Source organism: Psychrobacillus vulpis (genome assembly GCF_006861825.1).
Classification (GTDB): domain Bacteria; phylum Bacillota; class Bacilli; order Bacillales_A; family Planococcaceae; genus Psychrobacillus; species Psychrobacillus vulpis.
In genome coordinates this window covers 1-17,998 of sequence record NZ_VDGI01000024.1, presented here as the reverse complement: position 1 = coordinate 17,998, position 17,998 = coordinate 1, and the positions used below count along the sequence as shown (strand labels likewise).

Annotated in this window: 19 protein-coding genes; 15 read left to right on the top strand and 4 right to left on the bottom strand. The window is 35.4% G+C overall.

Translation table 11 applies throughout. The features are described from left to right. Positions 1-24: 24 nt before the first annotated feature. Complete coding sequence (locus FG384_RS17115; RefSeq protein ID WP_142643903.1) at positions 25-927, bottom strand: glycerophosphodiester phosphodiesterase family protein; 903 nt, start codon at positions 925-927, stop codon at positions 25-27. A gap of 136 nt (positions 928-1,063) precedes the next feature. Here FG384_RS17115 and FG384_RS17110 point away from each other — a divergent pair, with 136 nt between their 5' ends. Continuing rightward, complete coding sequence (locus tag FG384_RS17110) at positions 1,064-1,336, top strand: YlbG family protein (RefSeq protein ID WP_142643902.1); 273 nt, start codon at positions 1,064-1,066, stop codon at positions 1,334-1,336. 8 nt (positions 1,337-1,344) lie between these two features. Here the strand turns inward: FG384_RS17110 and FG384_RS17105 are convergent, their stop codons facing one another. Beyond that, positions 1,345-1,740: a DUF7147 family protein gene (locus tag FG384_RS17105; protein WP_338101354.1), complete on the bottom strand. Its 396-nt coding sequence runs from the start codon at positions 1,738-1,740 to the stop codon at positions 1,345-1,347. Positions 1,741-1,783: 43 nt separating this feature from the next. Here FG384_RS17105 and FG384_RS17100 point away from each other — a divergent pair, with 43 nt between their 5' ends. The 3 genes from FG384_RS17100 to coaD are packed head-to-tail and all read left to right on the top strand — an operon-like array spanning position 1,784 to position 4,272. Further along, a complete protein-coding gene (locus FG384_RS17100) occupies positions 1,784-3,202 on the top strand; it encodes a hypothetical protein (RefSeq protein WP_142643900.1) in 1,419 nt (472 codons plus the stop codon). 16 nt (positions 3,203-3,218) lie between these two features. Beyond that, positions 3,219-3,785 carry a 16S rRNA (guanine(966)-N(2))-methyltransferase RsmD gene (gene rsmD / locus FG384_RS17095; RefSeq protein WP_142643899.1) on the top strand — a complete coding sequence of 189 codons (567 nt, stop codon included), beginning with the start codon at positions 3,219-3,221 and terminating at the stop codon, positions 3,783-3,785. A 1-nt stretch (position 3,786) separates the two neighbouring features. Further along, a complete protein-coding gene (gene coaD, locus FG384_RS17090) occupies positions 3,787-4,272 on the top strand; it encodes a pantetheine-phosphate adenylyltransferase (protein WP_142643898.1) in 486 nt (161 codons plus the stop codon). A 940-nt stretch (positions 4,273-5,212) separates the two neighbouring features. Here coaD and FG384_RS17080 read toward each other — a convergent pair. Further along, positions 5,213-6,094, bottom strand: a complete 882-nt coding sequence (locus FG384_RS17080) for a hypothetical protein (protein WP_142643896.1) — start codon at positions 6,092-6,094, stop codon at positions 5,213-5,215. A gap of 92 nt (positions 6,095-6,186) precedes the next feature. Here FG384_RS17080 and FG384_RS17075 point away from each other — a divergent pair, with 92 nt between their 5' ends. Beyond that, positions 6,187-7,233 (top strand): SepM family pheromone-processing serine protease, encoded by a 1,047-nt coding sequence (locus tag FG384_RS17075; protein ID WP_205961814.1) that lies wholly within the window; start codon positions 6,187-6,189, stop codon positions 7,231-7,233. Positions 7,234-7,237: 4 nt separating this feature from the next. Here FG384_RS17075 and FG384_RS17070 read toward each other — a convergent pair whose 3' ends face one another. Beyond that, positions 7,238-8,452 carry a nucleotidyltransferase gene (locus FG384_RS17070; RefSeq protein ID WP_142643895.1) on the bottom strand — a complete coding sequence of 405 codons (1,215 nt, stop codon included), beginning with the start codon at positions 8,450-8,452 and terminating at the stop codon, positions 7,238-7,240. A 234-nt stretch (positions 8,453-8,686) separates the two neighbouring features. Here FG384_RS17070 and FG384_RS17065 point away from each other — a divergent pair, with 234 nt between their 5' ends. The 10 genes from FG384_RS17065 to bshC all read left to right on the top strand — a co-directional run bounded on the left by FG384_RS17065 (position 8,687) and on the right by bshC (position 17,795). Then, the gene (locus FG384_RS17065; RefSeq protein WP_142643894.1) at positions 8,687-9,220 is read left to right on the top strand and encodes a YceD family protein; all 534 of its coding nucleotides are present in this window, start codon (positions 8,687-8,689) and stop codon (positions 9,218-9,220) included. Positions 9,221-9,244: 24 nt separating this feature from the next. After that, positions 9,245-9,418, top strand: a complete 174-nt coding sequence (gene rpmF / locus FG384_RS17060; RefSeq protein WP_093263953.1) for a 50S ribosomal protein L32 — start codon at positions 9,245-9,247, stop codon at positions 9,416-9,418. A 91-nt stretch (positions 9,419-9,509) separates the two neighbouring features. Continuing rightward, complete coding sequence (locus FG384_RS17055) at positions 9,510-10,274, top strand: enoyl-CoA hydratase/isomerase family protein (protein WP_142643893.1); 765 nt, start codon at positions 9,510-9,512, stop codon at positions 10,272-10,274. 103 nt (positions 10,275-10,377) lie between these two features. Then, positions 10,378-10,776 carry a transcriptional regulator gene (locus tag FG384_RS17050; protein WP_142643892.1) on the top strand — a complete coding sequence of 133 codons (399 nt, stop codon included), beginning with the start codon at positions 10,378-10,380 and terminating at the stop codon, positions 10,774-10,776. A gap of 218 nt (positions 10,777-10,994) precedes the next feature. After that, positions 10,995-12,356, top strand: coding sequence for an acetyl-CoA carboxylase biotin carboxylase subunit (locus tag FG384_RS17045; protein ID WP_142643891.1), 1,362 nt, complete (start codon positions 10,995-10,997; stop codon positions 12,354-12,356). Next, positions 12,353-12,565 carry an acyl-CoA carboxylase biotin carboxyl carrier protein subunit gene (locus tag FG384_RS17040; RefSeq protein ID WP_142643890.1) on the top strand — a complete coding sequence of 71 codons (213 nt, stop codon included), beginning with the start codon at positions 12,353-12,355 and terminating at the stop codon, positions 12,563-12,565. The genes FG384_RS17045 and FG384_RS17040 overlap by 4 nt, the downstream gene beginning before the upstream one ends. 187 nt (positions 12,566-12,752) lie before the next feature. Further along, entirely contained in the window at positions 12,753-14,294 is a 1,542-nt protein-coding gene (locus FG384_RS17035) for an acyl-CoA carboxylase subunit beta (RefSeq protein ID WP_142643889.1), read from the top strand. Positions 14,295-14,849: 555 nt separating this feature from the next. Further along, on the top strand, positions 14,850-15,740 hold the full coding sequence (locus FG384_RS17030) for a ketopantoate reductase family protein (RefSeq protein WP_142643888.1): 891 nt from the start codon (positions 14,850-14,852) through the stop codon (positions 15,738-15,740). Next, positions 15,724-16,110, top strand: coding sequence for a DUF3397 family protein (locus FG384_RS20480; protein ID WP_142643887.1), 387 nt, complete (start codon positions 15,724-15,726; stop codon positions 16,108-16,110). The genes FG384_RS17030 and FG384_RS20480 overlap by 17 nt, the downstream gene beginning before the upstream one ends. 68 nt (positions 16,111-16,178) lie before the next feature. Next, entirely contained in the window at positions 16,179-17,795 is a 1,617-nt protein-coding gene (gene bshC, locus FG384_RS17020; protein WP_166462473.1) for a bacillithiol biosynthesis cysteine-adding enzyme BshC, read from the top strand. Positions 17,796-17,998: the final 203 nt, after the last annotated feature.

The window sequence follows — 17,998 nt, the reverse complement described above, 5'->3', positions numbered from 1 at the left end:
AGGGCGTCTTTTGCCCGGTTTTTCTTAATCGAATTTTAATGCTTCAATTGCTAAGTCAGGTCGATCAGTAATAATCCCTTTCGCACCGTTAGCTATAAGCTTTTTCATTATGTTAGGATCATCGATTGTCCAATAATGAACTGGGATGTTTAAGGAAGTCAAAAACTTAATGAAACTAGCACTATCTAAAGGAAACACATTAGATTTTACAGGAATCTGAAACACATCCGCTTTTGGATGATACAGATGTTTAAATTGACTAGTAAATGCAGTATATGCCTTCCTAACTTCTTTTTCCCCTGCTCCAAGTGCTACTGTATTTTGAGCATATAAATTGAACCGATCAATTTGTTCGTCGTAAAAACTTGTAACAACTACTCGTTGGAATGCTTGTTTCTCTTCTAATAGTCTCCAAAGTTTAGAAGGCATCAAACTACCCTCATAAGTTTGTGGTGCATCTTTAATATCCATATTAATAAGCATTTGAGGGTATTTATCTAGTAGTTCCCCCAATGTCATTATTTGTTCTCCACAATCTCTATAAGAATTTTCCCCATCTAAGTCTATAAAGTTATAACCTAAATCAGCTTCTTCAAGTTGAGCTAATGTATAGTCTGCAACTCTCCCAGTAAGGTTTGTCACTCTGTCCAGATATTCATCATGAAAAACGATAATTTCTTCATCCTTTGTTAAACGTAGATCTATTTCGAAGCCGTGTACCCCAAGTTTAGCTGCATTTTCAAAAGCTGAGGGAGAGCATTCAGGAGCAAGTGCAGATCCACCTCGATGAGCTAATACTATAGGATGGTCATATTCAAGTGCCTCTTTTGTGGAGCGACTTTGGGGCTTTGAAAGAGCTTTTGTACTAGCCCAGGCTGCTCCAGCCGCTGCTGCAATGGCAATGGCTACATTTGTTTTTTTACCCATAAGATTTTTTAATCCTCCTTTTAAAACGAAAGGTTTTTCTTATTATAACTAACTGACTCCTAACTGTCAGCTAGTTGTTGTTGCTATCAATTTCATGCATATGTTATTCTTGAGATGAAGAAATGAGGGGAAACGTATGACAGAAAGACAAGGATTAGTTGTCTATGTGCATCATTTAAAACAAGCAAAATCTTTACGAAAATATGGCCATGTTCACTATATCTCAAAACGGCTAAAATATGTCGTATTGTATTGTGATCAAGATCAGATTGAAAATGCTAAACAAAAGATGAATAAACTTCCTTTTGTGAAAGAAATTTTGGAATCTTTTCGCCCATTTTTAAAAACTGAATTTGAAAATAGTAAACCAGACAAAGCGAAAGAATACGATTACAAAATCGGTTTATAAGCTCGAATCTATTGTAATGGTGGTATTAAATGGTTTAAACGTAAAATTCCGATCACATAATGATAGAACAACTCTCTATCTACAAAAGTGGAAGAGTGTTTTATCTCTAATTGGACTGGTTCCACTTGTAACTCTTTTAATGCGTTTTGAAAAGTTGAAAGTCTTTGTGGAACTGGATTGATATTTGGTATTCCTTCTCGGCATATATAAATAGGAAAAAAATTAGCGGAATTTATTGGTTTAAGGGCAACTGCAATAGAGTAATTTTCTTTATTGTCTTTTTTGGATTTAAAAATAAATGCACGATGAATTCGATTTTGATTTAAACGTGCTAGTTCACAAAGTTCGAAAATATCACCGTAGCCTTCACCAAGCTCTATAAAACGTTGAATCAATGAAAACACTTCCTTTCCAATTCATCTTACCACTTTGTTGGAGGACAATTCTATGAAAATTGTTGTAAGTTTTTTATCCATGATACTCATTGTTGTAAATAGTGTACTTCTACTATTTCAGTATCACGTCTATTCCTCGAGCTTAGAGGAGGAGGGCAAGTCCTTTTTTTACGAACAAGATATTGAAGTAAAATTGAAAAAAGATAGAATGATCGTTAAGCAACATTTTAAAAATATTCCAAATGAGGAATTGAATGTTTCTTGGCCAATTTCAAGTGAGAATAGAAGTTGTAACTTAAGTCAAGGTGACACTTGTAGCCGATTATCAGAAGATTTAAATACGTTCAAAGAAGGGGATGCTTCTAACCAAAGTATCTCTTACGAAATACCCTTATTAGAGGGGATTCAAGATGGAAAGATATTATCCGGTATTTTTGCAAATCTTGAAAAAGGTGGAGTTTCATACACGACTCTTCATATTACGGATGAACTAAAAAGAGGCGGAATGTGGGTTAGTGGCCTGCCTATAATTGGAAACACATCATTAGATCTAATCGATTATACGCTCGCATATGGTCCAGGTAATATAACAGAACTATACTGGCAAAAAGAAGTTATACCTGTTATGTATGAAGATGATTATTTTACTTTTTATTCGAAAAAGGAAGTATCAAAAGAACTTTTAAGCAAATTAAACCAATTACATTTACCCAACAGTGAGCATGTAGCAGTTTTCTTGTCGGAAAATAATCATATTACGAATACATCTCGCATTGTTTTCTTTAATGATGAGAACATTGCTGCCATTCAGCGTGAGTTAATCGTAAATAATGTACAATCTACATACGGACTAGATTCAAATGAATCGTTATTAGCGGAAGTGATTAGTAGTTATTTGCTCAATCAACCAATTGGGTCTGAAAAAGCTATTTGGATGTATGAGACTCTCAATAACTATTTTACATCCAAGCAACTAGAGGAATGGAAAACCGCTATAACTAAAAATAAACAATTGAATGCAGAAAAAATGGACGAACTGTTATCCAAAACATTGGATTTAAAAACATCATTCTTTACTTTTAATGTTCAGTCAAAAGAGGATTATTTTCCTTTACTATTTGAAGATCCTAGAACTGTATATATTAATGAGTTGCAGCAAGAAGATATGAAGATACTGTTTAAAGATGGGAAAATATTGTATCCGGCTGAACCGTTACTTTCTGTTTTAGGGTATTCATTAAATGAAACAAATAAAGGATTATATGTTCAAAACGCAACAAGAGCCTTCCGCTTTCCAATTCAAGAACCGTTTTATGTATTAAATGAAAAAAGATATGACGCAATGTCTGAACCATTTGAAAAAATAGGATCAGTTCGTTACATCGAAGAAGCGTGGATGATTCGTTTGTTTTTACTTGATATAGAAAAACAAGATAAACGAGTGAATATTACCCAATCCGCGTTATTTTAAGGCTAGGAGAAATAACATGAGAGTAATTTCAGGATCTATGAAAGGTTTGCCTCTAAAAGCAGTACCAGGAACAAACACAAGACCAACGACAGATAAAGTGAAAGAATCTATCTTTAATATGATTGGTCCTTATTTTGAAGGTGGAGTTGCTGTTGATTTATTTGCTGGAAGTGGAAATTTAGGTATAGAAGCATTAAGTAGAGGAATCGATACTTGTATTTTTATCGAAAAAGATCAAAAAGCAATGCAAACAATAGGAGAGAACTTAAAGAAATGCCGTTTGGAAGCATCTAGCGAATTATACAAAATCGATGCTTCTCGAGCGGTGAAAGCGTTTGAGAAAAGGAGCCTTCAAATAGACTTGTTGTTTGTGGATCCTCCATACGATAAAGTATTATTTTATGATTTCGCAAAAAAAATTGTAGAAATAGGATGTATGAAAGACACGGGAATTATCGTTTGTGAGCATGAAAAAAACGTTGAATTAGCATCCGAGTTAGGAAATTTTACACTTACTAGAAGAGAAACATACGGAAGTACGGTCATTTCTATTTATCGCAAAAGTATAGAAGAGGGGAATTAAGTTGGTTAAAATTGCAGTCGTACCAGGGAGCTTTGATCCGATTACCAATGGACATTTAGATATTATTAATCGAGGAGCAGCTGTTTTTGGCCAAGTTAATGTTGTAGTTTTGAATAACTCATCCAAAAATCCTCTTTTTTCGGTCGATGAGAGAGTAAAGTTAATCGAAGAGGCAACTTCTCATCTTTCTAATGTTAAAGTAGAAACGTTTTCCGGATTATTAATGGATTATGCTGAAAGTGTTAATGCAAGTGCTATTATACGTGGATTGCGTGCAGTTTCCGATTTCGAATACGAAATGCAAATCACATCGATGAACCGAGTATTAAATGATGAGATTGAAACCTTTTTCATCATGACCAAAAATCAATACTCCTTTTTAAGCTCGAGTATTGTAAAAGAAGTTGCCAAATATGGTGGTCATATTGGTGAGTTGGTTCCCCCACAAGTGGAAGTAGCTCTTAAAAAGAAATATAATACAGTTTGACCTTGCAAACATTTTGCAAGGCTTCAGACTGATGTCAGACTCTAAAAAACCAGTTGTCAACAGTTGTTTAAAATTACTTAGGATTATATTATGGACTCCGAAGCTTACAACTCGCTTACCATGGGCGTTGCCTCAGCCTCCTCGCTAAGAGGGCACTGAAAAAGTCCTCCAAGAGATTTCATAGAGAGTATGGTGAATGACAAGTTGTTCACATACTCTCTTTTTATTGGGAAATCGTTGATTTCCGTTACAGGCGGACGCTTTCCGCCGGCATGGCTTCAGCCGCTTCCCTTGCTCCTGCGCAAGCTCGTCGCAAAAATTAATTTCGCTACGCTCAGTCCAGGGTCTTCAGCTCATGCTATTCCGGCTGGAGTCGCCGCCTTCCCCTCCAATCAACTAGCCCCCACCTATTCTTCTAAAAACCTTCTTCGTTTATAATAGAGAGACTAACTAATGGTGAAAAATATTTATAAAGATTGAAATGATAAAAACGTAGGTTTTTCAGTGCCCTACTCGCTACGTTGCAGGGTCTTCGACGAACGCTATTCCCGCTGGAGTGTCGCCTTTTTCAACAATTTTCTAGATTACAGTGTTCTAGCTAAGTTAAGGGCACTGAAAAGTCCCTATAAATCGACTTTGTCTTATAAGGTTGTCCAAAGTCCAAGAAATAAGAAAATCGTTGAAGCGGCTCCCTTTCCGCAGGCGTTGCCTCAATCTCCTCGCTACAAGCATAGCGATCGAAGTCGAGCCACGCCCGCGGAAAGCGTTCGCCCGCCGGAAATCGACTGTTTTCAATTTTTATTATTAATAAAAATGACTATAGGCAAACTCAATTTTCTTTAAGTTTGTCTACAGTCTAACCTTGCAAACAGGTTGCAAGGTTTTTTTCGTGTTGTAGTATGGTGAGTGAACGAAATATCTTCAGGCACATAAGTAATTTTTATGTTGATAGTAGGAAAATTAGAGGGATGATAATCATGTGAATTACACGGAAAAGTAAGTAACGTCGAATAGATATTCCAGCTTTTTGTGCTAAGACAATTATTTGCATATGAATACTTATCCCACTGAATGCAATGATTAATGCTACAATTACTGGTAACATATGCTTTCCAGCCAGTATTTCACCAGCAAGACTTATTCCTCCAGTCATCTCAAAAAAAGAAGCTACAAATACTAATAAGAGCGGTGAGATTGACGGAAATACCTCTTTAACAGACTCGAATACGATAATACTAACAGTTGTGAAGAAAACAACAGTTGTTCCAATAAGTAGTAATATTTGTGAAGTTTCTTTAATACTTTCTTGAAAAGGTGAAGAGGATATCTTAGTTGTCTCCGTATTCATTTGTATAGGACGAGAAAAAAAGATGAATAATAAAAGGAATATAAAATTTACTACATGAATAATGATTAACAACTTGAAACCAGCAATTTCGGCATGGAAAATATCAATACCTACAAATCCAATAACAAACATTGGACTCGGAGCATGGCAAATAGCAAGCAACCAACTAGCATTACGATCATTTAATGTTCCTATTTCTTTTAAAGAAGAAATAATTGCAGCACCACTTGGAAATCCACCGATAGCAGTAAGGAAGTAAATATTCATATATAGTTTGAATTTGTTTTGACTTTTCAAAAAAGTATTTTGTGATCGGATGAACATTTGAGTAATAACTAAATATGGAAGTAAATAAGGGAGTAGTGCTGTTGTAAATATACGCATCCCTTCTACTGCTCCTTTATGCGCTACACCTGGTTGTAAAAAAAGAAGTATAATAAGTGCCCAACTACCAACTGTAATTATTTTGTGCAAATTATTTCATCCTTTATTTATCATTTGTTTTGTCAGAAAAAAATGGAAGTGATAAACTTATGAGTGTAAAAAATGAAAGGGAGGGATAAATCATGATGAAGAGAAAACCAATAATTCTCCTTCTTATTCTAGTGCTAGTAGCATCCCTAGCCTTTTATCCAATGGAATCATATATATCAAAACCTGGTGGAGCGTACGAATTATCGCCATTTGTCCAAGTTGAAGGCGGAGATGAAGACGATGAAGGAAAGTTGAGTCTATTAACAATTTCCTTAGCAAAGGCCACTCCATTAACGTATTTATATGCTAAAATAGTCGACAATCAAAAAATATACAAAGCAAATCAAATTCGTAATGAAGATGAAGATGAAAAAGAATATAATGTTCGTCAATTAAAGCTTATGTCTGATTCTCAATTTAATGCTATTACGGTAGCTTATAATCGAGCGAAAAAGCCCTATACAATAATAAATAATGGCATATTTATTTTTAATGTTTTAAAAGATAGTGCTGCTGATGGAATTTTAGAACCTGGAGACAAAATTATTGCGATGGATGATTTATCAGATTTAACTGAGGATAAACTCAAAACATATCTGAGTGGAAAAGGAGAAGGTGACACGGTACAGATGACGGTTGAGAGAGATGGGAAGAAACTTCAAAAGGAAGCTACACTAAGAACAATCCCTAATATTCTTGATAAACCTAGTATCGGTATTTCCTATACAGAAGACAAAAAAGTGGAAACTACTCCTGTTATTCATATGAATTCCGAAGACATCGGAGGACCCTCTGCAGGTCTCATGTTTACATTAGAAATTCTAAACCAATTGCTGCCTGAAGATATATCAAAAGGATATAATATCGCTGGAACAGGAGAAATGAAACCAGATGGTACAGTAGGTCGAATTGGTGGAATAGATTTAAAAGTTATTGCAGCTGATCGAAAAGGAATTGAAATTATGTTTGCTCCAGATGACGTTATAGATCCTACCATTTTAGCTAATAATCCTGGACTTACTTCCAATTATGAAGAGGCGATGAAATCGGCAAAAAAAATAGGCACAAAAATGAAAATTGTGCCTGTGAAAACAGTAGATGACGCTCTAGCTTACTTAAATCAATTAGAGCCAAAATAAAGCATTATCGAATGATTGGAGTGATTTTATAATCACTTCCAATCATTTTTTGCCCATAATCAGTTTGCAAACCAAGATAATATAAATTTGTAGCTCGTAAGTCCAGTTCGAGCATGTTATTGTCTTTACATGCTGCAACTCTACTTACTAAAGGAATTTGTAAGTTTTTTTTGATTGATTGTAAATAGGCTTGTCCGTTTTTATTCATAGCTAACGGTCGTATATAAGTTGGCAAATCCATGTTCTTCAACTGTTCCCAAGTGAATTCGGTATAAATATGCGTCAGCATCCGTTGAATCCTTGTCCAAGTAAAACGCTTAGATTTTATTTGTTGCATAAATAAGAGAAAGGTCTCGTTTCTCATTGCTGCATTCCAGATTGCATTTTCCATACCTTCCGTTACCTCTGCATAATTAGCCAATTGTTCTTTTGTATGACGTAAAATAACGAACCGAAGAATAGGCCAAAAGCGTTCCCAACTTCCAAAAATTTGAAAGTTAGATTTCCACAATTGTAATTCATTTAAGCTAGTACTTGGTAAAAAATGTTCTATTGCAGTAAAGTCCATTTCATCGAATAATACTTTTCGAATCCCTGTCGCACTTGCAATAGTTTCGTTCGGCTTTGCTTCATCATGATAATTTGCAACAATTCTATGAATGGTTTCAGGCTTTATAGAAGCATTTAATTGAAATGCAGCTTCTATATAATGATACCCTAGTATATTATTTGGTTTAGACAAATCAACTAAAGGGAGTGAAGAGCTTTCAGAGATGAATCTATAAGCTTCGTTTAATGCTTTAGGATAACTTATCCCTTGTTTCATAAAATTTGATATAGCTGTATTATATTCTGTTTTTTTAGTCGATAATAGTTGATATGTATGACGAAATGCTTCCATAGAACCTTCCTCACTACCGAAACAAAAAGATTCGCACTTTAATGCTTCCAATAGAAAAATAGCTCCTTTTGCAAAATCACTAGCTTGGGCTGTTGCAAAAACATAAGGTAGCTCGATAACTAAGTCAACTCCAGCAGAAAGTGCCATTTTCGCACGAGTCCATTTATCTACTAGAGCTGGTTCTCCGCGTTGTAAGAAATTACCGGACATTACAGCGATGATAACATCACTATTTGTCTTTAATCGTGATTGCTTTAAATGATGTAAATGGCCATTATGAAATGGATTGTATTCGACAACAACTCCAGTAGCTTTCATCTACCAATCAAACCCTTTCCTTATCAGATAAGAAAGTATAACTTTCTTCCATGCCATAGTTTAAGCTCTTTCGTGGATGGGAAATAACTCCACATTCTAGTTGGGACAAACATTAGCACTTACGCTTTCCTTATAGAGATTATAATGTTAAAATAATGTAGTGACAAGAAATTATCTTGACATCTAAATACAGTCATTATATAATCAACTTTGTTGTCTTGAGGTGATAATCGTATGAAATGGGCAATTCATCAATTAGCTAAATATCGTGATAACGGGATGACGTTAGATGAATTCGTTTCTCTCGAAAATGTGAAGAAACGAAACCAGGACGTTCGAAACATTTCACCCGTTCATGTAGAAGGGCACTGTACGTTTGGTGCAGCGCAAATGACTTGTCATTTTCAGCTTTCAGGAACTCTAACATTACCTTGTGCTCGCACTTGGGAAGATGTAGAATATCCATTTGAGATTCAATCTGTTGAAATTTTCAGCTGGTCTGAAAATGCATCTGCCTTTGACTATGATAACATGCATATTGTTGAAGGTGATGTTATTGATGCAGATCCAGTTTTAGAGGAACTAGTTCTTCTAGAAATTCCAATGCAAGTGTTTAAAGAAGGTGCAGACCAATTTAAACATGAAGGTGGGAGCGGCTGGACGTATACAACAGATGATGATCTGAATGATTTGCAAGAAGATGATCAACCAAAATTGGATCCAAGACTTGCTGAATTAGCTAAGTATTTTGATCAAACAGACGAATAATAGATCTGTAAGGAGGTGCCACCAATGGCAGTACCAGCTAGAAGAACTTCTAAAACTGTAAAAAGAAAACGTCGTACACATTTTAAATTATCCGTACCTGGTATGGTTGCTTGTTCAAATTGTGGTGAAATGAAATTGGCTCACCGTATTTGTAAATCATGCGGTCAATACAAAGGGAAAGAAGTAGTGAGCAAATAATTCAGTATTTGTTCCTTAAAAGGCTACCAAAGAGACCATGGCTCTTTGGTAGCCTTTTTCTCTATATACATTTTCATAAAGGGGTATGGATATGGCATATACAATCGAAATAACAGATGAAACAATCATTTTTGAAATAAATAGACCAACTATTCACAACGCTATCAACGCGGAAGTAATGGAAGGATTTAAGCAGTTCATAAATCAAATAAAAACAAACAATTCCCTTAAAATAGGGGTTATTACTGGAGCTGGAGAGAAATCATTTTGTTCTGGTGGAGATTTATCCGTATTTCATCAATTAAAAACGGAAAAAGAATCCTATAGAATGTTAAGTGAAACTGCAAAAGTTTTATATGAAGTAGCTACTTTGCCTATTCCTATTATTGCACTTATAAATGGTACAGCAGTTGGTGGAGGGTGTGAAATAGCAACATTATGTGATTATCGTCTAGTAAAAAAAGATGCAAAATGTGGTTTTATTCAAGGTAAATTAGCAATTACTTCTGGTTGGGGAGGCGGAACTTATTTGTTGGAGAAAGGAATGCGACATGATCATGCGCTTCAAATGCTAACAGAAGCAGTGCCATATCCATCTGATCATCTTCTGGCCATTGGATGGGCTACAGAAGTTTTTGAAGGGGAGAAATTGGATGCTCTACAGAAATTTATCGAGAAAATGATCGTTCCCCATGCTACAGTTCTCCAAGCTTATAAAATGCAGGCAATTCGAAAATGGGAACAAACAAAATTATACGATCGAATTATGGAGGAAGTTGCTGCTTGTTCTATTCTTTGGGAGCAAGAAATTCACCATGATGCAGTTAATACCTTTTTAAAAAATAAGAAAGTATAAAGCTAAATAACACCATGCATTTTTTATATAAAAAAGAAATAATATTTAGAGTCTATTTGTACCCACTTTGCATATATTAGTAAAAAAGCAAAGGGTGATAAACATGAATGTTAAAATTAGAAAAGATAGTTGGACTTCGGAAGAAGACAATCTTTTAAAAGAGTTAGTTTTAAAGAAAATAGAGCAAGGCCATACGCAAATTTCTGGATTTCAAGAAGCAAGCATTTTGTTAGGTCGCTCCAAGCAAGCCTGCGCTTTTCGGTGGAATAAAAATCTTCGTCCAATTGTCCTCAAAAAAGAAGGTTCCGTGAGAGAAGTACATTCAAGAGAAGTTCCAGACTCTTCATCTTTGCAAAATCATCTTCAATTGGCAATGGAAAGTTATGATGAAATGAAACAATCGTATGACCAAATCTCGGATGCATACAACTTACTAAAAAGAGATTACGAACAATTAGTAAACTGGGTTAGACAAGGGATTACACATATAGATCACCGTTAAAAAGAAGTCTCTAGTAGTAGAGGCTTTTTTTGTTTCTTAAAAATTGCACTTTCTCTTTTGCTTTGTTTTAAAAAAATTTCGAGATTTAGTTGAAATCGCTTTCATTATTCGTATAGACTAATAGAGATGGGGTTCATGTTTTTACAAATCTTGATACCGACGCCAGCAATTTGGTATACGTAAAATGGCGTCGGTTTTTTAACCTAGGGGGGAAATTTATGAAGAAAGTATTAATTGCAAACAGGGGAGAAATTGCTAGACGTATTATTAAAACTTGTAAAAAGTTAAATATACAGACAGTTGCAATATACTCGGATGCAGATCAAGATTTACCATATGTGAAAGAAGCGGATTTTGCTTTTTTAATTGGTCCAAGTCCAGTACAACAATCGTATTTAAAAGTGGATGATATTATTGAACTTGCTATAAAAGAACAAGTGGATGCGATTCATCCAGGATATGGATTTTTATCGGAAAATGCAGATTTTGCTCGCAAAGCTCAAGCTGCAGGAATCCTTTTTATCGGACCAAAAGCCGAAACAATCGAAAAAATGGGAGATAAAATTGGCTCGAGGTTAACAATGATAGAAGCGAACGTTCCAGTTGTTCCAGGAACAGAGCATGGCTTAACTTCCATCGATGAAGCAAAAAAAGCTGCTTCTAATATAGGGTATCCTATCATGCTTAAAGCAAGTGCTGGTGGTGGTGGTATTGGCATGATTCGTTGTGACGACGAGGTAACTTTAGAGAAACATTTCGATTCCACTAAAACACGTGCAAAGTCTTACTTTGGAAATGATGTTGTATTTCTAGAGAAATTTATCGATGCATCACGACATATTGAAGTACAAATTTTTGGAGATACTTATGGAAACATAGTTCATTTATTTGAACGTAATTGCTCGGTACAACGAAGAAATCAAAAAGTAATAGAAGAGTCACCATCGCCTAACTTTCCTCAAGAAGCGCGCGAAAAATTGTTTGAAGCTGCTATAAATGCCGCAAAAGCTGTAGATTATGTAAACGCTGGTACAGTGGAATTTATTGTGGATCAAAATCATCAATTTTATTTCCTAGAGATGAACACAAGACTTCAAGTGGAACATCCAGTTACGGAGGCAGTGACAGGTTTTGATTTAGTAGAATGGCAGTTAAAAGTAGCTGCTGGAGAAGAATTACCTGTGAAAGAACAAGTATCTATTTCTACAAAAGGTCATGCTTTGGAGTTTAGAATTTATGCAGAAGATCCAAAAACGTTCTTCCCATCACCAGGCACGATTACTCGACAATATTGGGGCGATGTCGAGGATATTCGAATTGAGGCAGGTTATGAAGAAGAAAATAAAGTGACTCCATTCTATGATCCAATGATATCCAAAGTAATTATTCACGCAGAAAATAGAGATAAGGCAATAGAGAAAGCGCAAAAAGTATTTTCTTCTGCTAAAATAGAAGGTGTGAAAACAAATATTAATTTGTTTTATCAATTTTTAAATGCAGATAGCTTTAAAAGTGGAGTGTATTCAACATCTGTTTTAGGGGAATGGATGCAACAACAAAGGGAGGAAGTTTCAAAATGAAAAATTTAGAATCGACAATGGCAGGTACTGTATTTACCGTAAACGTGGAAGTAGGAGAAGAAGTATCTTCTGGACAAGTAGTGCTTGTTTTGGAGTCAATGAAAATGGAAATTCCAGTGGAAGCAGAAGTAGCAGGTAAAGTAGCTACTATTAATGCACAAGTTGGCGATTTCGTAAATGAAGGCGACGTTCTTATTACATTTGAATAATTAATGAACATTAATAGATAGGTAGAATTACTTTTTTACTTAATAACTGTCTAGCTTCAGGCGCCGTCAGCTCGAGGTCAAATGCCAGTTTCCTCCAGTGGCTGAAGAGCTGCATCCTCGGAAACCGTCATTTGCTTGTCGCTGACAAGCTGGCGCCTTATGCTTTTCTAGTAAGGGGGCTTTCGAAGTGGGAGAAAATAAAGCGTATAACGAACGATTAGAAAGTAAGTTAACGTCGATTTTTGCTGGTGGTCATGAAAAGTATCACGAAAAAATGAAAGAACAAAACAAACTATTTGTTCGAGATCGATTAGCTTTACTATTCGATAATGGGGAATATATAGAAGATGGTCGCTTCGCTAATGTAGAAGCTGGCGATTTACCGGCAGACGGTGTTGTAACTGCAACTGGGAAAGTAAATGGTCAAACGGTTTGCGTAATGGCTAATGACTCAACAGTAAAAGCAGGTTCATGGGGTTCCCGCACGGTGGAGAAAATTATTCGTATTCAAGAAATAGCTGAGAAAAATAGAGTGCCTATGTTGTATTTAGTAGACTCAGCAGGAGCGCGTATTACAGATCAGTTAGATATGTTCCCAAATCGCCGTGGAGCGGGAAAAATATTTCACAATCAGGTAAGGCTTTCTGGATTCATACCACAAATTTGTTTGTTGTTTGGACCATCTGCTGCAGGTGGTGCATACATACCAGCATTTTGTGATTTGGTAATCATGGTAGAAGGAAATGCTTCCATGTATTTAGGATCTCCACGAATGGCTGAAAAAGTAATTGGTGAAAAAGTAACTCTGGAAGAAATGGGCGGAGCTCGCATGCACTGTACAATCAGCGGTTGTGGAGATGTGCTAGCAACTTCAGAGGAAGAGGCAATAGCCGAAGCAAAGCGTTATTTAAGCTTTTTCCCTGCTAATTTCACAGAAAAGCCGAAAAAAGTGGAGCCAAAGCAAGCGAAAGAAGGAAGAACTTTAGAAGCGATTATTCCAGAAAATCAAAATGCACCTTTCGATATGTATGAAGCGATTGATGCTTTAATTGATAAAGATTCTTTTTTTGATGTAAAAAAACTATTTGCTCCAGAGTTAATTACTGGTTTTGCGCGTATCGAAGGACAAGCAGTAGGAATTATTGCAAACCAACCAAAAGCAAAAGGTGGAGTACTTTTTGTAGATTCTGCTGATAAAGCGGCGAAATTTATTTCACTTTGTGATGCTTTTTCTATTCCATTGCTGTTTTTAGCGGACGTTCCAGGCTTTATGATCGGAACGAAAGTAGAACGAGCTGGAATTATTCGTCACGGTGCGAAATTAATCGCAGCGATGAGCTCTGCAACAGTACCAAAAATATCAGTCATTGTTCGTAAAGCGTATGGAGCAGGTTTATATGCAATGGCAGGACCTGCATTCGAGCCAGATGTATGTATTGCACTTCCAACTGCACAAATTGCAGTAATGGGACCTGAAGCAGCAGTCAATGCAGTTTATTCAAACAAAATAGAAGCCATCGAAGATCCAAAGGAAAAAATTAAATTTGTTCAAGAGAAGCATGCAGAATATAAAGAAGAAATTGATATTTATAAACTAGCATCTGAGATGATTATTGATGAGATTGTGGCACCAAGTGATTTACGCAACGAACTTGCAAATCGTCTGAAGTATTATGAGAACAAAGAAATTCCTGTAGCACCTCGAAAACATCCTGTGCTTCCTGTATAATAAATTTTAAAAATAAGGTCTACCTTAAGGGTAGGCCTTTTTCATAAGATAAAAGAGATTGTCTAAAAAGCTAAAAGTAGAGGTGGAACCTAAACAATTTCCACACTTTACTCTACTTTCTCATTTCTAGTAAATCGTTCAAAAAGGCGATACTCCCGAAAATCGTTGAAACGGCTCCCTTTCCGGAGGTCACTGAAAAAGTGTTATTCTAAAAAAAATACTATCAAATAGGGCTTAAGAGAATTTATCGCTTAGGAATTCGCTTTCCGCGGGCGAGCGACGAGCCTCCTCCTTCGCTCTGCTTCGTGCGGGGTCTCGTCTGTCTCGCTTTCCCGCAGGAGTCTCATGCGTCGCGCTAAATTCTCTTAAATAAATAAAGCAAGTTAATTCTTACAAAAATACTAATTCGAGTTTCTCAATGACTTCCATTGCCGCGGGCGTCACTTCAGCCTCCTCGCTCCTTATTTATTGCACTCCTGAGCAGAACATTTTGCAGAAGACAATTGTTGGAGCTGACATAGGAGCTGAACATTTTTATAGTTGGAGGTGTTTATTTTGAAAATAGGTATTATTGGAGCAGGCGCAATAGGGATGCTGTTTGGTGCCTATTTAGCGGAAGCAAAGCATGAAGTTACATTTTTGGTGAGAAAAAACAATGAAAATGAAAAACTTTACATAGAAAAAAAACACAACGCACCTAAACTTATTCATTGTAAGCAAGTAAGTGAAATAGAATTATTGGAATCAATGGACTTGATCATTGTTGCTGTGAAATATCATCATCTAGGACAATTAAAAGTAGGGTTAGATTCACTTCCTAAACAAACTCCATTATTATTCATTCAAAACGGTTTACTTCATCTCTCTTATGTTGAACAGTTAAAACAAGAAACAATAGCAATTGGATCTGTTTTACATGGTGCTTCAAAAGTAAACCCAACTACCGTGAGTCATCTTGGAATCGGATTAACAACGGTTGGTATTTTAAAAGGACTCAGAAAAAAGGTAGATATGTTAATTGAAAGTTCTTCGGATATGTTTCCGATCCAGTTCACTTCTAATATTGAACAAATTCTTTTTCGAAAAGCGTTATTAAACTGTTTGATAAATCCTTTAACTACTATTGCAAAAGTACAAAATGGTGAACTAATTAAAAATGAATCCTACTTTATCATTTTAAGAAATATGTATGATGAATTGATGGGAGCTTTTGAGGGTTGGCAAGAACTACTAACTTGGGAAGATGTTGTCGAACTTTGCAAACAAACTGAATATAATCGATCTTCCATGCTGGCTGATTATGAAAAAGGTCGTTTGATGGAGATTGATACAATTGTGGGGGCAGTCATTGGAGAAGCTCGAAAAAGGGATAAAATATTGCCCGTATTAAATACTTTTTATCTATTACTTCAAGAAATGAATAAAGTAGGTGATTGTAATTATTAAAATACTTTCTATTTTTCTAGTGTTTCCTTTTCTCTTATTTTTACTTACATTTCTAATATCAAAATATTTATTACATAAAAGAAAAAAGTCATTCGGAATTGCAGCAGATGTGACAACGCTAATATTGTTTTTTTCAGTTTCTAATGCAGTCTCCGTGCTGTTTTCAAAAAATATCCTATTCTCATTAATCATTATGTCGTTAATAATTGCTACGATTTTTACTTATTTTGATTGGAGAACTGAAAAGGAAATCGAAATAATCCCTCTTCTCCGTAAAATTTGGAGATCATTATTTCTTTTATTATGCATAGCTTACGCACTTATTTGGATAATCGGAGTTATCCGATATGTATTATATTATATAAGCTAATAATTTTTCACTAAGGGTTGTGAAATGATATACTCGTTAAGTATTTATATTAAAGAGGTGGAAAAATCGTGCGATTAGAGAAACACACACAACCATTCGCTTCCTCATTTTATAAGAAATATTTAGAAGATACAGCTAGCCTATCTTCTTTCTTTCATTATGAATGGAATCAAACAGCACTTCAAAATCGACTTCAGGAAACTGATTTTAGTAAGCATAAAAGAAGTGAACTCGTAAATGTATTAACGAATTACATGAGCAAGTTTGGAATATCTGAAAAAAGTAAAAAACACCTAGAAGAATTGAAAGACAATGGGATTATCATTATTGGAGGACAGCAGGCTGGAATAATTACTGGTCCGATGTACTCTATTCATAAGGCTATTTCCGTTATTACTTTAGCAAAACAGCAAAGAGAAAAACTTGGAGTTCCCGTAATCCCTGTTTTCTGGATAGCAGGAGAAGATCATGATATAGACGAGATTAATCATGTTTACATAGAAAGAGGAAGAAAACTTCAGAAGGTCGTCTACCCAGAAGTATCCAAAATCAAGCAAATGGCTTCCGTAACGAAATTTGATAATGAACTAATGAGCGGCTACATGGAAGAACTATTCCAAAGTTTACCGGAAACTTTATATACGAAGGAGCTATTCTCCAAGATAAATAATCTTTTAGAAAATAACTTAACGTATAGTGATTTTTTTGCCGCAATGATGAACGATCTTTTTCAAGAGGAAGGACTGCTTTTTATAGATGCAGCATATGAACCATTCCGAAAACTAGAAAGTGAATATTTTCAAAAAATGGTGAAGCAGTCATCGGAATTGGCGAAAATAGTTTTTGAAAATGAAAAAGCATTTGAACAATCAGGATTCGGTATGCCAATTCAAGCAAAAGAAAATGCCGCCCATTTATTTTACGTAGAAAATGGTGAACGTTTCTTATTAGAAAGAAAAGACAACAAATTTGTCCATGAAGCAAAAGGAATTTCTTTTTCAGAAGATGAATTGATGGAAATCGCGATAAGTTATCCTGAAAAACTAAGTAATAATGTCGTTACAAGACCCCTTATGCAAGAAATGGTTTTTCCGGTCTTAAGCTTTATTGGAGGACCTGGCGAAATTGCTTACTGGGGAATTTTGAAAAATGCATTTGAACTATTTGATATGAAGATGCCGGTAATTATGCCAAGGCTGAGCATTTCGATTGTAAATATAAAAACCCAAACATTGTTGGAAAAATTTTCTTTCTCTGTACCTGATATATGGGATGGGGCAGTAGAAGCAGCTAAGCTTCAATATATTAACGACAATCGCAATGAAAAAGTTCCAGCGTTGATTGATTCCATTAAACAACAGCTAGTAGTTAAATATACTGAGTTAGACGAGTTACTTCAATCGGACGATATAAAGTTATCGCCTTTAGTTGAAAAAAACTTGCGCTATCATGAAAATCAATTGAAATATATCCAAAATGCAATTGAAGATAATTTCATTGGAAAGCTAGATGCCTCGATTCACCGTTATGATCGAATGATAATGGAGTTGACTCCTAATGGTGGATTACAAGAACGTACTTATTCCCCACTTCAGCTCTTGAATGAAGTTGGACCTAATTTAGTAAATCAGCTTTTAGAGCTTCCTTATGAATTTAATGGTAAGCACCATATCGCATTTCTTTAATCCGGAGTCTCCACATTCATATGTGGAGATTTCAGACTGTAGGCAAACTCAAAGAAATTTGAGTTTGCCTACAGTCTTTTTCTTACGTCCAGTCAAGTTTATTTACGTACTTTATTTACAACTATTATTTAAGTAGATTGGAACGAGTAGAAATCTAACGTTTTATGTTTTTATGTATACTAAATAAACCTGGTGAATTTGAT

Bases quoted from the DNA above. Each gene is read 5' to 3' on its own strand.
- FG384_RS17070 (WP_142643895.1), bottom strand. From the start codon at position 8,452: ATGAAAGCTACTGGAGTTGTTGTCGAATACAATCCATTTCATAATGGC.
- FG384_RS17075 (WP_205961814.1), top strand. From the start codon at position 6,187: ATGATGAAGAGAAAACCAATAATTCTCCTTCTTATTCTAGTGCTAGTA.
- FG384_RS17110 (WP_142643902.1), top strand. From the start codon at position 1,064: ATGACAGAAAGACAAGGATTAGTTGTCTATGTGCATCATTTAAAACAA.
- rsmD (WP_142643899.1), top strand. From the start codon at position 3,219: ATGAGAGTAATTTCAGGATCTATGAAAGGTTTGCCTCTAAAAGCAGTA.
- rpmF (WP_093263953.1), top strand. From the start codon at position 9,245: ATGGCAGTACCAGCTAGAAGAACTTCTAAAACTGTAAAAAGAAAACGT.
- FG384_RS17040 (WP_142643890.1), top strand. From the start codon at position 12,353: ATGAAAAATTTAGAATCGACAATGGCAGGTACTGTATTTACCGTAAAC.
- FG384_RS17115 (WP_142643903.1), bottom strand. From the start codon at position 927: ATGGGTAAAAAAACAAATGTAGCCATTGCCATTGCAGCAGCGGCTGGA.
- FG384_RS17055 (WP_142643893.1), top strand. From the start codon at position 9,510: ATGGCATATACAATCGAAATAACAGATGAAACAATCATTTTTGAAATA.
- FG384_RS17050 (WP_142643892.1), top strand. From the start codon at position 10,378: ATGAATGTTAAAATTAGAAAAGATAGTTGGACTTCGGAAGAAGACAAT.
- FG384_RS17065 (WP_142643894.1), top strand. From the start codon at position 8,687: ATGAAATGGGCAATTCATCAATTAGCTAAATATCGTGATAACGGGATG.
- FG384_RS17100 (WP_142643900.1), top strand. From the start codon at position 1,784: ATGAAAATTGTTGTAAGTTTTTTATCCATGATACTCATTGTTGTAAAT.
- FG384_RS17045 (WP_142643891.1), top strand. From the start codon at position 10,995: ATGAAGAAAGTATTAATTGCAAACAGGGGAGAAATTGCTAGACGTATT.